Below are 15,197 nucleotides of genomic sequence, written 5' to 3'. Positions count from 1 at the left end.
TTTAAATCTCCCTATCTGGCACGCTTGAGACTGTTCTTATTGAAATCAGAGTCAGTCAGGCCGCTGCGAAAATTATACTCTGTCCAGGTCAATAGGGTGCTTTTTCCTGTCTGATGGTTATCCATAAACATCTCTTTGGCCCGCCAGTATTGATTCAGGTACTGTTGATAGCCACGAAAAACCAAGGTTTTCAAGAGGGCGTTTTTTCGGTCGTAGTAGTCGATCTTCAAGGGGATATACCTCTCCTTGTCAATCGATAATTGTTGCCGTGTATAACCTGAGTTGGGATCAACTGGATATCGTTCGATAAGAAATGAAGCAATACCCTCATGTTCATTGTCGGCAATATATTTATAGGTATATTTTTCAACTTCCTGAGAGGATATATCCTCATAGGCAAATTCACTGCCCATGAAAGGTCCAGACTTATTACGTGAGGCAATTCGCTTTACCCGTTTTAGTGCAGGTAGATAGAGCCACTGATCATCATCTCCCACCTTGTGGGAAAAACTGAGCAGCGCAGTGCCTTTGACATCTCTTGGTTCATCGAAAACCACTAAAGTTTTATCACCGTCGTTCTCTACCTCTAGGGTCTGATTACGCATATCCCGCAGGCTCTCCTCACCATGCCTGTTTTTCAGCAGCATGGTCATGGTCGCTTTAAAGTCGTGAAAGCCTGTATCTCTGGCCTCGACCTCAGTGGCTATTTCCAAGCCCTTCTCCTCAGGGGTTGCTGCCACCATGGCTGTGGGGATAAGCAGTAATGAGGTGAGTAATATCCTTAATGTCATGATTTTTTTCCTCCGAAATAGATTAGCAGCGGGGGTAGAAACAGAAAGTCGGCAATCAGGGCAAGCCCCAGTGTTATTGCAGTCAGTAGCCCCATGCCGGCATTGAGTTGGAATTGGGAGAAGGCAAGGATACCGAAACCAACGATCAGAACCAGAGAAGTTACCCATAGTGCGGTACCCACTGTCGAGAAAGCGTAACGTACTGCATCTTCCCTGGGGAGGTTTTTTTCACGCCGTGCACGGAGATACTTACTCAGAAAATGAACAGTATCATCGACGACTATGCCCAGTGTCATGCCACTGACAATTGAGAGTGCCAAGCCGATTTCGCCAACAGTCAAGCCCCAGAGTCCGAAAGCCATACCTATGGGGACTAAGTTAGGAATCAGGCTTATAGTTCCAATCCTGAGTGATTTAAGTGCAATGACCAGGATAAAGGAGATTACAACTAACGCAATGGTTGTGCCCTTCAACATGGCAATGATATTGCGACTGCCGATATGAGCGAACATGACTGAAGGACTTGCGCCATCACTGCGTAAATCTGGGGCGTTGGCAAGCAGCCATTGTTGTGCATCCTCTTCGATCTTGAGAAGTTGCTGAGTAGAGATGCTATTCAAGGTGACTGTCAGTCGAGTAGCTGATTTCTTAACATTGATCTGATTGTTCAGGTCGAGACCAAAAGGAAGCGAGAACTCGTAGAGCAACAGATATTGAGCAGAAAGGTCTCTCTGGTCAGGTAATCGATACCAGCTGTCATTATCTTCATGCATATTTCGATTGAGGCGCTTCATGATATCTGTAATGGAGTTGACATGAAGTACATCGGGCTGTTGTCTGTACCATTGGGCGAACTCTTCTACTTTATGGAGGTATGCAGGGTCGTTGATTCCCCCAGTCTCCTTACTGTCCAGTGAATACTCAATTCGATAGATTCCAGTCAGGTTCTCAGTGGCGAAATCGGTGGCTTGACGAAAGGTGATAGTCTCATCGAAATATTTTACAAATTGATCGTCCAGGCGGTTGTTTGGGATCTGCGCAATTAAAAATAGGATGAGTAGGCCCATGCCCCATAAGAGTCGTTTCTTGTTGCGTATGACAAATTCGGCGAAGCGTACCATGGCAATGCTACCCATGGTGTCACCACTCAATGCTTTCACTGGTAACAGCATCATCATTGCAGGCAAAAAAGTGATTGACAGTAGAAATGCCAGAACTACACCCATTGCTGCCATGTTGCCCATGTCACGAAACGGTGGTGCGTCGCTAAAATTGAGACTCAGAAAACCGATCATGGTGGTCAGAGTGGTGAGAAATATCGGTTGTAGGTTAATCCGCAGGCTCTCCATCATGGCCTGATATTTTGATTCTCCATCGCGCATGAAATGGAGGAAATTAACCAGTATGTGTACGCAGTCGGCTATAGCCAGCGTCATGATGACAATGGGGACTGTGGTGGTCGGTGGAGACATCTTGATGCCAAGCCAACCTGTCACTCCCAATGTGGCGATAATCATCAGCACAATGATAATCAGGGTTGAAACCGTACCCGGTATGGATCGAAGCATCAGTACTAATACCAGCGATACAGCAGCAAACATAACCGGATAGAGGCTCTTCATGTCATCCTGCGAAGCTGTGGGAAAGGCATTGTTCATCATCACCATACCAGTCAGATGAACCTTGATGTTGGGATATTTGGCTTCCAGGTTTTTGGCCATATCCATGGCCTTAGCTGCCGCTTCGGGTACCTCAGTCAATTTTTTTCCAGGTAACTGAACAGTAACATTAACCCCTGTGGTATGGGCGGAGGGTGAAATCAATCGGTTAACCAGCAGAGGATCCGTAGTGGCGATCTGTTGTTTTTCAGCCAGGGTATTATCATCCAGTGATTCTGGGTTTAGTACCAGGTCTTCCACTATCAGGTCGTCACCTTCAGCATAGGTGTACTGAAAGTTTGTAATGGAATCCACGCGTATGGAATAGGGGATTTGCCAGGCTTCATGGGTCAATTCAGATACTGCTGTCAGGGTCTCATGGGTAAATACCTTGCCATCCTTCGGTTCTATGACAAACAGAATATTATCTGTTTTTGTATAGGTATTCTGAAGTTGTTCAAATGCATTCAGTTGCGGGTTCTCCTCACTGAAAAACATTCGGTAGTCGTTGTTGAAACGCAGATGTTGTACGCCGCTACCCATGAGCAGACTGATCGCAACAGAGAGCAGTAGCACTATAATTTTGTGCTTTAAAACAAATCTAAAGAAGAGTTCACTCATGTTTTATTCCTTGTCGTCGTATTCTTGCTTATTAGGATAAGGAACCACTGATCAATTCATGAATTGATCACACAGACTTAATTCAGAAATTCCCTAATAACATATCCAATCCCTTGGTTAGTAAGTCGATGAGGTCTCTGCACGAAGGTTATTGAGATAGCCAATTAGTCCTTTTCCACAGCGTTCAAGTTCATCATGACTTTGAGCATTTTTAGCAATTCCAAGACACCCTTCTAGAGAAGCAATAATAAATAGTGCTGTATCAGCAGCATCTATTGATGTTTTTACCTTGCCACTGTGTTGACCTTTACTTATTAGGTGCTCGATACTTTTCAACCACTGTTGATACAACTGATCTATGCGCATACGGAAGCCAGCATCGATAGGAGACATCTCTTGTGCCAGATTATTTAGAGGGCAGCCTAGATAGAGTTGCTTATCTGTAATCTGCTGACCAGCCAGCTCAATTGTCGCAACCAGGATATCAATTGGATTCCCCTCATTCTGTAGAGGTTGTATCCAAAGCTGGTGGAGCTTGTTACTGATTTCTTCATCGACGACAGCGTAGCCAAGCTCCAGTTTGCTACTGAAATGGTGGTAGAGAGCACCTTTCGTTACACCGGTTCTTTCCAAAATGGCACTCAGGCTTGCCGCCTGAAACCCATCGCGGTAAATTTCTTCATATGCTGCCTCAAGCAGAGCTTGACGTGTTTTATCCGCGTCTACCATGAGATTTATCCATAAACTATCTATGTAACATACCAACCAGTATGTATGTGGGATCTGATTTTGTCAAAAATAGAGTAGCAATCAATATTGATAGGAGAATAAATTCTGACAATGTTGGATCGATTATTACTGGAGCCAACGAATAGATCTTTTCTGAGATGTATCGCTGAGTAACAAGATGTAACGGGCACTATAACCTGGCGTTCGAATCGATTCCTTGAACTCTAACTTTATGATTTTTCAGACATGCAGAGCGCTCTCTGCATACAGAGTGGGTTTTCAAACTTGCTGTAGGTCATCTATAGAGGTGTTTTGGTGCCTTGCTTTGTGAAGGTGCGCTGGGGCTGAAAGTAATCTGTTTGGTTGCTGGGCTAATAATGATGACCTCTCGATCAGAACTCCCTATACTGAGCGTGCTTGACTACCGCTATGGTTATGCTTTGAATAGATCTATTTGATCTGGGATGGCGGTGATCGGGGGCAGCCGGTATACAACAAAAAGGGGGATCCAGTATGTCAACGTCTGAAAAGACTACCCAACAGCAGAATATGCAAATAGGGCCATCCGCCACTGAGTTTCTGGATTATTGCAATGCTGAACGGGAGCGTAGACTGAATTCAGGGGAGTCGTTTGATGAGCAGGCGTTCGATCAGGCTATTGAGATGGTCTTGAGCAAGCTTCGGGTATTAGCTGATGAGGGTTGGTCATGATCATACATTCGATCAATGCTAAAAATGTACTGAAGTACAGTAGCCTGAATATAAATGAGATCCCTGAACAGGGGTTGATTGCTATATCCGGGCCGAATGAGTCGGGTAAAAGCTCTATTGGTGAAACGGTCTGTTTTGCCCTGTTTGGCAGAACCTTTTCCCTGGATGTGGATGAGCTAACCAAAATTATCCGCTGGGGTGAAACACACTGTTCTGCTGAACTGGAATTCTCAGCTGCTGATGGCCAGAAGTACCAGCTTGAGCGCTTTTTGGATGACGCTGGAAATCACAGTGCCCGTCTATCACCCTTCGGAGTCGATGATGATGATCAGGTTGTGCGGGGCGTGGAGCAGGTGGCTGACAAGATCTATCAACTGATTGGCTTTGAGTATGAGGAGTTTGTTGAATCCTTCTATCTTGCTCAACGAGAGATCACTACACCCCATCCCCACAGTTATGCTGTTAAGACAATGGCCGGCTTGGTCACCCTTGAATATTGTGCTGCTGCCTGTCAGGAAGACCGCGCAGAGACACACCAGGAACTGGAACAGCGTAATCAGGAGTTAGGTGGCTTGCAGAAGCAAGTGGAGGAGCTGGATATCAACCCAGGACTGATGCCTGGTCTGGAGAGTGAGCGCCATGAGGTCAATCAGCGCATGGATGAAACCCAGCGACTGATTGATGAACTGGGTGGGGCTGCCACAGCATATCAGGATGTGATACCAAAACGGGATAAAGCGCGTTCAAAGTCTGGGAGTGCTGGTTTTTTCAGTTTTCTGTTTTTTATTCTTGCTGCTGTTGCTGGCGGTGCCTGGTATCTGCTGGGTAAGCTTCCAGAACATGATTGGTCAGTAAGCTTGAATAGCTGGCTTGGGCAAATGGTCCCCAATTGGGAGATGGCAATGCTTCCCTGGTTGTTATATGCAGCTGGGGCGTTCGCGCTGCTGTTTTTGATCTTTTTGATCAGACGCTCTGCTCTTAAGCGTTCGGTTGCGGGTTTTAATGAGACTGCAGCTGCACTTGCCACTGCAATTAACAATCTGGATGGATTGCCTCAAGAGGATGCCTCTACGGAAGAGGCGCCTGAGCAATCCTTGAATAGTGATGTGGTTGAGGAAGAGGTCGAACAGGAATCTGTCGAGAGCAATCCCCCTGCGGAAGTAGTCGACCGAGCTGCACGGGTGCGACTCAGTGGTCGCATTGCAGATTGGAGCGCTTCTTTAGCTGAGGTGCGGGATGGTGTCGCGAATGAACTGGATCTGTTAGGTCTGGGTTTGGAGAGTACCAGGCGACGTTCAGGTGAACTTGACCAGGCCATTGCCATTGAACAGGAGCGGCTCGATAGAGCGACTCGGCTGAAAGAGATGCAGTCGAGTCTTAAGGAGAAGATCGATGAACGGCAGCAGCATATCGATATCTGCAGTTTGGCAGATGAACTGATTCAGGGGACTTCCCGAGAGGTTTCTCACCAATTCAACAGAAAGCTGCGTGGCTTGGTAAGCAAGACACTACCGCTGTTTACAGAGAATAGATACGAACACCTGCAGATCGATGATGATCTGACAGTGCGAGCCTTCTCCAGTGAAAAACGTGATTTTATGGATCTGGATGAGATCTCCAGTGGTACCCAACGTCAGATAATGCTTGCTGTACGATTGGCTTTATCTCAAGAGCTGGTTGGTCGGGCTGTACAGGGTGGTCAATTTCTGTTTCTGGATGAGCCGTTTGCTTTCTTCGATGAGAAGCGTACCCGCAGCGCTCTAACTGTTCTGCCAACATTGAGTGAGGAGTTGAAGCAGATCTGGATAGTGGCCCAGGATTTTGCTGATGATCTGAAGTTTGATATGCATGTCCAGTGCGATAGGGAGTATGAATCACTGCCAGCAGCTCGGGATTGAGTGTCAGATCTTCCAGTTAAGCAGGTTATTCCCGATCTCAACAGGGCACTGGAGTCACATCGCAGAGCAGTATTGAGTGCGCCACCAGGGTCGGGTAAAACCACCCTGGTACCACTCGAGCTACTTGATTCATCTTGGCTGAATGGTGGGGGAATTTTGCTGCTTGAACCCAGGCGTCTGGCGGCTCGTGCCGCTGCCAGCAGAATGGCCAGCCTGCTTGGTGAATCGGTTGGTGAGCGAGTTGGTTACAGCATACGCTTGGAACGCAAAGTCTCCCGCAAGACCCGAATTGAAGTGGTGACGGAAGGGATTCTGACCCGAAGATTGCAACAGAATCCTGAATTGCCGGGTGTAGGTCTGGTTATCTTCGACGAGTTTCATGAGCGCAATCTCCATAGTGATCTCTCTCTCGCCCTGACACTCGATGCGCAGCAAGGACTGCGGGAGGATCTTCATCTGCTGGTGATGTCCGCTACCCTGGATCAGAAACGCATCAGTGCGTTGATGGATGATGCGCCTATAGTTCAAGCACTGGGTCGTCAGTTTCCTGTAACCTGTCACTACTTGGAGCAGATACCTGAAAAACGTAAGATTGCCAAGCAAGTTGCGGGGGCAATCGTTCGGGCATGTCAGTGTGAGACAGGGGATGTGCTAGCCTTCCTTCCGGGGGGTGCTGAAATTCGTAGTGTTGAGAAGCTGCTCGGGAGTCGCTTCTCCGACTATGAAAGGGTGCCTCTGATCACTCCTTTATACGGAGATCTACCAAAAGCTGCACAGGATCGTGCCATACTTCCTGACCAGAAAAAACGACGTCGAATCGTACTAACCACCTCTATTGCAGAGACCAGTCTCACAATCGAGGGAATTAAAGTAGTGGTTGATTGTGGATGGTCTCGAATGCCCCGATTTCTTCCGGGTATAGGTCTGACAAGATTGGAGACTGTTCCAGTTTCCCAGGCAGCCGCAGTACAACGGGCCGGACGGGCAGGCCGCCTTGGTCCAGGTATCTGCTACCGCATATGCGCAGAATCCTATCACACACAACTTCAGGCTCACCATCCAGCAGAGATCCTGCAGACCGATTTAGCGCCATTGGCACTACAGCTGGCTTCCTGGGGGGTTGCTGATCCAATGCAACTTCGCTGGCTTGATCCACCGCCAAGAGGCGCCTTCAGTCAGGCAATCGATCTACTGCAGGTTTTGGGAGCCCTCGACGAACATGGCAGGATCACGACTCTGGGACGGCGTATGGTTGAACTGCCAACACACCCTAGATTGGCGCACATGCTGGTGCATACATCTAGTGAAAAGAGAGAGCTCGTCAGCGATATTGTCTCTCTGCTGAGTGAACGGGATATCATTTCCAGCAGGGAGGAGGGATGTGATCTGGCTTTGAGATTGAGACTGTTGAATGCCTGGCGTGAAAAGAGGGCGCCAGCTAATGCAACAGCTTCTTCATGCCGCTATATCGATCGAATAAGCAAGGATTGGTTACGTCGTTTGCAGCACAAGGATTGTCATCAACAGAAGCAGCTATCCGTGGGACAACTTTTGGCTCTGGCTTTTCCAGATCGACTGGCTCAACGCACTGGTCATGCACGATTTCGTTTGGTGAATGGCAGAGCTGTTCGTCTCGCAGAGCATGACCCGCTGGCTAACGAACCATTTTTGGTGGCTGCACAATTGGATGCAGGGCAAAGTGAGGGCCGTGTCAGGTTGGCTACCAGCATTGATTTGGAAGAGATTCGCAGTTTACCGGAAACCAGGATTAACCATCTGCAGGAGATTCTATGGGATAAACGGCTGCAGCGAGTAAGTAGCTCTCTCGAAGAGCGTTTGGGTGCATTGGTTTTAAGCCGAAAGCCTTTGCCTTCCGGGGACTCAGAACTGATTAAAGCCGCTATGATTGACGGCATTCGAATAATGGGGCTGGATGCATTACCCTGGTCACGCTCAGTGCGTCAATGGCAGGATAGGGTTATTTGGTTGGGTAGTCACACTGATGATAGTAACTGGCCCGATCTCTCTGATCATTGGCTAATAGAACATCTTGAGACGTGGTTAGGCCCTTGGCTTGAATCCATCCTAAATAAAGAACAGTTACAACGACTCGATCTGTTGACTATCTTGCAAACCCAACTGACTTGGGAGCAGCAACAGTCTCTGAATCAATGGGCACCCACCCATCTAAAAGTACCCAGTGGTTCAAAGATTGCGTTGCAATATACCAGGGATGCTGGTCCGGTTCTGGCGGTTAGGTTACAGGAGATGTTTGGTCTTGCCGAGACCCCAAAGATTTGTAACAAACAAGTACCAGTTATGCTTCATCTTCTCTCACCGGCACAACGACCGATCCAGATTACTGACGATCTTGCCGGTTTCTGGATAAGAACCTATTCTGAGGTTAAAAAAGAGCTAAAAGGGCGCTATCCAAAACACTATTGGCCAGATGATCCATTGCAGGCAGAGGCTACCAACAGAACCAAACCCAGAAAATCTTGATAGAAGATTAGACTTGACTAGTAGAGTCACAACTCAAAAGATTAAGAATGTAGGTACTTCAGTTTTTTTCACGAATTATTGAACGGACAGCGATACTGTATAATAAACCTCTCAAGACGTCTGGGCCGAATAGACTGTATTTAGAGACAGTTGTCTTAAAATCCTCTCATGGAGAGTATAGTATGGGTTCATATTGCATAGGCTAAGATACAACTGAGCCTCTTCAAAAAGGGTCTTGAGTAACAACGGTCAGTATCGGATTAGAACAGTATGCTTGGTAACCTGTGGCAAAAATTCATCAGCCAATTCAAAAAGGCCCCTGACAAGGAGTCAGAGCAGTCCCTTGTGAGATTAGCCATCGCATTGCTGATGTGTGTCTACGCTTTGTCCATCCATTATTTGGTTTCTGTTGATGAATCAGAAATCCTATATGTTTATGCATTTGCCTATACAATATGCAGTCTGCTCATTATCGGGGCAATTGCATGGCGGCCTGATCAATTTCGCCTGCGCCGAACTTTAACGATGTTGTTCGACGTCAATATGATCACTGCTGTTATGTGGTTCGGTGGTGAGAGTGCAGCGATGCTCTATGTATTCTATTTGTGGGTCAGTCTGGGAAATGGTTTTCGTTATGGTACTCCCTCACTCTATTTTACAAGTGCTTTTTCCACTCTGGGATTCGCATCGGTGATAGTTGTCAGTGATTACTGGAGAGAGCAGCAGATACTCGGTATTGGATTGCTGGTGGGGTTACTGGTTACAACCCTTTATGTCGCATTATTACTAAAGCGAATTGAGTCTGAAAAAGAGCGAGCAGACGCATCCAACCAAGCTAAGAGCAGATTTTTGGCGAATATGAGCCATGAAATTCGTACGCCACTTAATGGTGTGGTCGGTATGACTGACTTATTGGCAAGAACCCCAATGGGTGTTGAACAGCGGGAGATTATGTCGGCAATTCAGGCTTCAGCGGAGACCCTGCTCAATCTGATAGAGGAGATTCTTGACTTTTCCAAAATTGAGGCCGGAAAAGTAGAAGTCAGCTATAGTGACCAGAATATTTTTGCTCTGGTGGATAGTGTGGTTTCAATGTTAAAGCCAGCTTCAGATGCAAAGGGTATAGAGTTGAGTAAGCTGCTTGATTTGGATGTCTCGCCATTTATAAAAACCGATCCAAAGTTACTCAGACAGATTCTGATCAACCTTCTAAGTAACGCGATTAAATATACAGAGCATGGCAGCATAGCTTTAAAAGTCACGCCCTACCAGCATGGGGATCCTGTAGATTCAGTGCCGCGTATCTGTTTTGAAATAGTAGATAGTGGTATTGGGATTTCTGAGAGCCAGCAGAAAATTGTTTTTGAACGCTTTGAGCAGGGTGATAATTCAGCAACTCGCCATTATTCAGGTAGTGGGTTGGGTACCTCGATTACTAAACAGTTGGTTGAACTGCTAGGAGGCTCTATTGGTGTAGAGAGTCGATTGGGAAAGGGTAGTCGATTTTGGTTCCAGATTCCTGCAATTCCTTCGGATTACCCGCTTGATGAGAAACGTATAAATGAGGCAAGGGTGCTACTGTTTTCCGACCTGCTGGCAGAACCACAACAGCTGTTGGATGGATTGCAGGAGTGGCAGGTAAACGTAAAAGTTTATAATAGTATCGCTGAGGGCTTTCTGGAATTGCTGAATGCAGTGAAAGTGGAAGAGCCTTACGATATTGTAATAGTTGATGAGACCCACAGTCTATTTTCCAGCGATGAATTAATACAGGTTATACGATCTGAAAGGAGTTTGGATGAACTGGAAATGGTATGTGTAACACACCATTCGAAAAATCAAGAAAGAGAAACGACGCTATGTCATGAAGGCTATAGTGCTGTTATGAGCACTCCCGTAACCAATGAAAAAGTTCACCATGTATTGCAATATGCCTTAAAGCGAACTCATAGCTATTCCATGCCTCCAAGAATATTCTCATCGGTAGAACACAGCCTTTCAAAAAAATCAGATATTCTATTAGCTGAAGATAATCTGATTAATCAAAAGGTGGTGAAAAAAATATTAGAGTTACAGGGGCACCATGTTGAGGTGGTCAGTCATGGTAATCAAGCGATAGAAAAACTCAATGAGCAGACGTTCGATCTGGCAATACTGGATCTGCAAATGCCCGATATCAGTGGTATTGATGTTATTAAATCCTATCGTGCTACTGATCATGGCACGAACAATCTCCCGTTTATCATTCTAACTGCAAATGCAACCCGAGAGGCGGCTGACTTGTGTGATGAGGTTGGTGTCAATGCATATCTCACAAAGCCTGTCCGGTCTGCACATTTATTGGATGTGGTTAGGGAGATATTAGGGGAGGATGTCTCTGCTGTAGCTACCGATATGATAATTGATCAACCTACTCGACCGGAGAGTCAGGAAAAGAGGAGCAGGGTGCTTGATAAGACAATACTCAAAGGGCTTGAGCAGCTGAGTAAAGAGCCGGAATTTTTGGGGCAGCTATACGATAGCTTTTTAAATGATTGTGAGGAACTGCTAGTAGCTATGCATCAGGCAGTAGAAGAGAAGAATATTAGCCAATATAAGGATTGTGCCCATGCACTTGCTGATAATGCTTCAGGCATCGGTGCATATTCTCTGATGAGTATCTGTTTGTCAGCTGTACATATTAAACAGTCTGAATTTGATGAGATGGGCATTAAATTAATGAAAAAAATATCTACAACCTTCAGCATTACCTGTCAAGTGCTTCAACACTACCGTAGTTCTTTGAAGGTAAGCAGATAGCTATTGCAGTGTCTTATATTGTTTGACGTTTTTAGAGGCCCTCCCTTTGGGCGCGACGAGAAGCTATCAACCGCGTTGCACCCCAAGGGCACTTCCTTCGGGGCGTTGCCTTCCATGCAAGGGTACGCCATTCCCTACGGAACGCCGCCTAGCGGCTAATAGCTTCTAGTCACGCTAACATCGTAGGACACGACAGTAGTGGGCCGCTAGCATGAAACACCAACCAGGACTCATCTACTATGCCTGTTGGCTCAATTTGAAGGGTTACTGTTTGGTTCGGATTGCGTGGCAGAGGCTCTTTGCGAGAGATAGAGCGCATAAGCCTGGAGTGTTAGATTAAAGGTCTGTTCAATTTCACTCAGTATATCTGAGCCTTTGTACTCAAACTCTCTGGCGGAGAGTTTAGCTGCCTGTTGGCTTAGTTCGTAAAGCAGTACCGCACCCAGTTGACCTGAACTGTCTAAAAGTATTTGCGCCTGATCGAGAAACTGCCCAAGTTGACGGTGAGCCACAGCTTTTTCCATTTGCCGCAGAATGCCCCGTCCTTCAGATTCGAAAATCTTAAATAGATCGTTTATTAACGAGATGCCGCTATCCAGCTTTTCCAGTCTTAGAAGTGTCATGTGGTCAAGCAACATGGCATCCTGGATACGGTTATTCTTAAACTGGATGGGGTCTGTCTTGCGGGAAACATAAGTCAGATTCTGCAGGTCACCCTTATCGAGTGCTGCGAGAATTGAAAGTATGACCTCCTGGGGCGTGATCGGTTTAAAGAGACAAATATCCACGCCAATACTATGGCATAGGTTGAGTATCTCAGGGTTATCTTCGTCATTCATAAAGATGAAGGGTACCCACTGCTTGTAAGGTGTGGTAAATCGATGCAGTTTGACAACCTGAATACCACTCATGACAGGTAGTTGTAAATTGATAATAGCTAAATCGAAAAAATGTTCTTCCAGTGCATCAAGGGCCTGATCACCATTGTCTGCCAGGTGGATTCTGTAGCCGGCGTTACTCAGTGCCTGGCTAAGTGAATCACGCTCCAGGGATACGGCGTCTGCCAGTAATATTACTTTTTGGCGGGTGTAAGCTTTTTTAATTGTACGATGTTTTACCAGGCTGACGACATTCTCTGCCGGTGTAAAGGTGTTCGGGTCGTAGCTGATGATGCTGAATAGTTGTTCCTTGCTCCAGGGAGATTCCAGAAGCGTGTGATAACCTGCACGAAGTAACCTGTGAGCATACTTTTCATTGAAGAATGAGGACTGTATACAGATCAACCGTACCTTAGTGAGTAGTGGTTCGTTTTTTATCAAGCGTGCCAGGGATAGGGGTTCTATATCCAGGTTTTCACCATCGACAATGAGACAGGAGTAAGGGGTATATACTTCACCCTGGCTGCGAGACAGCATATGCTTGAATGCCTGTAAGCTATTGCTGCAGGTCGTTACGTCATGTCCCCAGTTGAAGAGTTGCTGTGATAATAGGGAAGTGGTACTGGTGTTTCTTGAAAGTATCAGAACCCGCTGTATTTTTTGATCAACTGGAGTGCCTGTAAACTGTTGGCTCTCTTTAGATTCTTCAGGGTTATCTGTTGAAACCTCGTCAAGCTGTGGCAACTCCGCTACTTCGTCCGATTGAGGAAGATTGCGAGCCGAAACACTACTTTTTCTGATAGATACCAGAATGGGTGGACAGAGGGCGAGCAGACTGAAGAGTACTGCTTTCGGTAGGTCCATCTGAAATACAATATTTAGTGTTATGGTTATCGATATAAACCCAGTTACCATTGCCAGCCAAAGATAGTTTCTGCCAAAAGAGCGCGCAGCAAAGATCAGTAAGCTACTAAGAGGCAAAAATAGCAGAATCGAGCTGCCTACAAATGTAATCAGACTTAGAAATACCTGATCCAGAATGATTGACATGCTACGTGTGAGCAGGTTAGACGTATGCAGGTTTTTGAGGTTTTGTATCAAACGGATCAGCATAAACTGACTGGTCAGAAGAAGTACACCGAGCCCGATCAGAGAGGTGGCAGACCAGAAGTAGGTGATGACAAGTCCGCAGAGTACAGCGCAGCTGGCTAAAAAACTGAGACTATAGTAGACATGGTCTCCTGTCAGATTATGAGTCTGTCGATTGTTCCTGGGTTGTATGTTCAAGAGTATGTTCCTTCGGGATTTCCACGTAACGCGTAGTGGATGGTTTCCACTTCCTGCATTTCACTGAGAAATGCATCTGTGCAATCAGGGTCGAAATGGTTTCCTCTTTCCTGGCTAATATAGTCAATGGCCTTGTCAATTGACCAACTTTTTTTGTACGGTCTATCCGATACTAAAGCATCGAAAACATCGGCAACAGCGACGATACGGGCTTCTAATGGTATTTCGTCACCGCTCAATTGATTTGGATACCCCTGTCCGTTATATTTTTCATGGTGGTTTAACGCAATAACCGCACCGATTTGAATATATTTTGATAAGCTGTTTTTCAGTATTTCGTAACCAAGAAGTGTATGTTGCTGCATGGTCTTAAACTCATCAGGTGTCAGTTTTCCAGGTTTAAGCAGAATCGCGTCGGGTATACCTATTTTGCCGATATCATGCATAGGAGAGGACTGAGCAATCAAATCGCAACGTTCTTGAGATAGATCCAGCTTCTTTGCAATTAAAAGAGAGTATCTGGATATACGCAATATATGATTACCCGTATCTTCATCTCTATACTCGCCAGCCTTAGCCAGACGCATTAGAGTTTCCTGTTCCCGGTCATGCAGTTCCTGTGTGGTTTTGCGTATCTCCTGCTCTAGTAAAATAGCACGATCTTTAATCATTTTCCGTTGTCGGCTCATTGTCAACATGTTGTGGCAACGGGCACGACATTCAGTGTGATCTATTGGCTTGGTAATGAAATCGTTGGCACCCGATTCAAGGGCCATATATCGTACAGACTGGTCTTCTACACAGGTAACAATCATCACCGGTACATCATTGCATCTTGGGATGCGTCTAAGCCATTTGATAAACTTAATACCGTCCATTTGCGGCATTTTATAATCAGTAATGACTAAGTCGATTTCGTGGGTCTTAGCCCATTCGAGTGCTTGTGTTGGATCAGCAAAACAGGTAGATGATATGTCGGTATCTATTGATCCAACCAGCTCTTGCAGGATCATCCGGGTAATCGATTGGTCATCAATGATGAGTACGTGAGACATATAGATAGATACTTAACCCTGTTTATTAGTACTGTGATCGTTTGCAAGTCTGTCTGTTTCAATAACGGCTAGCAGGCTCAATGCTTTATCGATCTCCGAATTTCATTCAGATTTTTAGCTGTTGAACAACCAGTACCACTGTTGATTACACATAACAGATTTAACTGGAAACTGAATTTATGAATTCAGGTAATAAATTGAGCTTTGTTATATTCGATATTCGCACGAATTAACTTCCCGAAATGTTAGCTTATTTTTATTTATAACG

Annotated in this window: 9 protein-coding genes; 4 read left to right on the top strand and 5 right to left on the bottom strand. The window is 45.8% G+C overall.

From position 1 onward, the window contains the following. Nucleotides 1-11 precede the first annotated feature (11 nt). The 3 genes from AC4IFB_RS13490 to AC4IFB_RS13480 all read right to left on the bottom strand — a co-directional run bounded on the left by AC4IFB_RS13490 (nucleotide 12) and on the right by AC4IFB_RS13480 (nucleotide 3,799). The gene (locus AC4IFB_RS13490) at nucleotides 12-791 is read right to left on the bottom strand and encodes an outer membrane lipoprotein-sorting protein (RefSeq protein WP_490778548.1); all 780 of its coding nucleotides are present in this window, start codon (nucleotides 789-791) and stop codon (nucleotides 12-14) included. Further along, a complete protein-coding gene (locus AC4IFB_RS13485; protein WP_490780429.1) occupies nucleotides 788-3,070 on the bottom strand; it encodes an efflux RND transporter permease subunit in 2,283 nt (760 codons plus the stop codon). The genes AC4IFB_RS13490 and AC4IFB_RS13485 overlap by 4 nt, the downstream gene beginning before the upstream one ends. A gap of 117 nt (nucleotides 3,071-3,187) precedes the next feature. After that, the gene (locus tag AC4IFB_RS13480) at nucleotides 3,188-3,799 is read right to left on the bottom strand and encodes a TetR family transcriptional regulator C-terminal domain-containing protein (RefSeq protein ID WP_490780428.1); all 612 of its coding nucleotides are present in this window, start codon (nucleotides 3,797-3,799) and stop codon (nucleotides 3,188-3,190) included. A gap of 513 nt (nucleotides 3,800-4,312) precedes the next feature. Here AC4IFB_RS13480 and AC4IFB_RS13475 point away from each other — a divergent pair. The 4 genes from AC4IFB_RS13475 (at nucleotide 4,313) to AC4IFB_RS13460 (ending at nucleotide 11,709) form a co-directional block, all read left to right on the top strand. After that, nucleotides 4,313-4,510, top strand: a complete 198-nt coding sequence (locus AC4IFB_RS13475) for a nodulation protein E (RefSeq protein ID WP_490778551.1) — start codon at nucleotides 4,313-4,315, stop codon at nucleotides 4,508-4,510. After that, nucleotides 4,507-6,408 (top strand): ATP-binding protein, encoded by a 1,902-nt coding sequence (locus AC4IFB_RS13470; RefSeq protein ID WP_490780427.1) that lies wholly within the window; start codon nucleotides 4,507-4,509, stop codon nucleotides 6,406-6,408. Before AC4IFB_RS13475 ends, AC4IFB_RS13470 begins: the two co-directional genes overlap by 4 nt. Then, nucleotides 6,409-8,910: an ATP-dependent helicase HrpB gene (hrpB, locus tag AC4IFB_RS13465; RefSeq protein WP_490780426.1), complete on the top strand. Its 2,502-nt coding sequence runs from the start codon at nucleotides 6,409-6,411 to the stop codon at nucleotides 8,908-8,910. A 270-nt stretch (nucleotides 8,911-9,180) separates the two neighbouring features. Then, nucleotides 9,181-11,709 carry a hybrid sensor histidine kinase/response regulator gene (locus tag AC4IFB_RS13460; protein WP_490778554.1) on the top strand — a complete coding sequence of 843 codons (2,529 nt, stop codon included), beginning with the start codon at nucleotides 9,181-9,183 and terminating at the stop codon, nucleotides 11,707-11,709. A gap of 251 nt (nucleotides 11,710-11,960) precedes the next feature. On the opposite strand, the gene AC4IFB_RS13455 is transcribed toward AC4IFB_RS13460, so the two are convergent. Then, nucleotides 11,961-13,874 (bottom strand): response regulator, encoded by a 1,914-nt coding sequence (locus AC4IFB_RS13455; RefSeq protein WP_490778555.1) that lies wholly within the window; start codon nucleotides 13,872-13,874, stop codon nucleotides 11,961-11,963. Beyond that, nucleotides 13,871-14,929: an HD domain-containing phosphohydrolase gene (locus AC4IFB_RS13450; RefSeq protein ID WP_490778556.1), complete on the bottom strand. Its 1,059-nt coding sequence runs from the start codon at nucleotides 14,927-14,929 to the stop codon at nucleotides 13,871-13,873. The genes AC4IFB_RS13455 and AC4IFB_RS13450 overlap by 4 nt, the downstream gene beginning before the upstream one ends. Between the last annotated feature and the right edge of the window lie 268 nt (nucleotides 14,930-15,197).

It is taken from the genome of Candidatus Thiodiazotropha sp. AKIB8, from assembly GCF_058244675.1.
This window is presented reverse-complemented; position numbering and strand designations above follow the sequence as displayed.

What these genes read in the sequence shown, in the direction of transcription:
- AC4IFB_RS13460 (WP_490778554.1), top strand. Translation starts at nt 9,181, where the DNA reads ATGCTTGGTAACCTGTGGCAAAAATTCATCAGCCAATTCAAAAAGGCC.
- AC4IFB_RS13480 (WP_490780428.1), bottom strand. Translation starts at nt 3,799, where the DNA reads ATGGTAGACGCGGATAAAACACGTCAAGCTCTGCTTGAGGCAGCATAT.
- AC4IFB_RS13475 (WP_490778551.1), top strand. Translation starts at nt 4,313, where the DNA reads ATGTCAACGTCTGAAAAGACTACCCAACAGCAGAATATGCAAATAGGG.
- AC4IFB_RS13485 (WP_490780429.1), bottom strand. Translation starts at nt 3,070, where the DNA reads ATGAGTGAACTCTTCTTTAGATTTGTTTTAAAGCACAAAATTATAGTG.
- AC4IFB_RS13450 (WP_490778556.1), bottom strand. Translation starts at nt 14,929, where the DNA reads ATGTCTCACGTACTCATCATTGATGACCAATCGATTACCCGGATGATC.
- AC4IFB_RS13490 (WP_490778548.1), bottom strand. Translation starts at nt 791, where the DNA reads ATGACATTAAGGATATTACTCACCTCATTACTGCTTATCCCCACAGCC.
- AC4IFB_RS13470 (WP_490780427.1), top strand. Translation starts at nt 4,507, where the DNA reads ATGATCATACATTCGATCAATGCTAAAAATGTACTGAAGTACAGTAGC.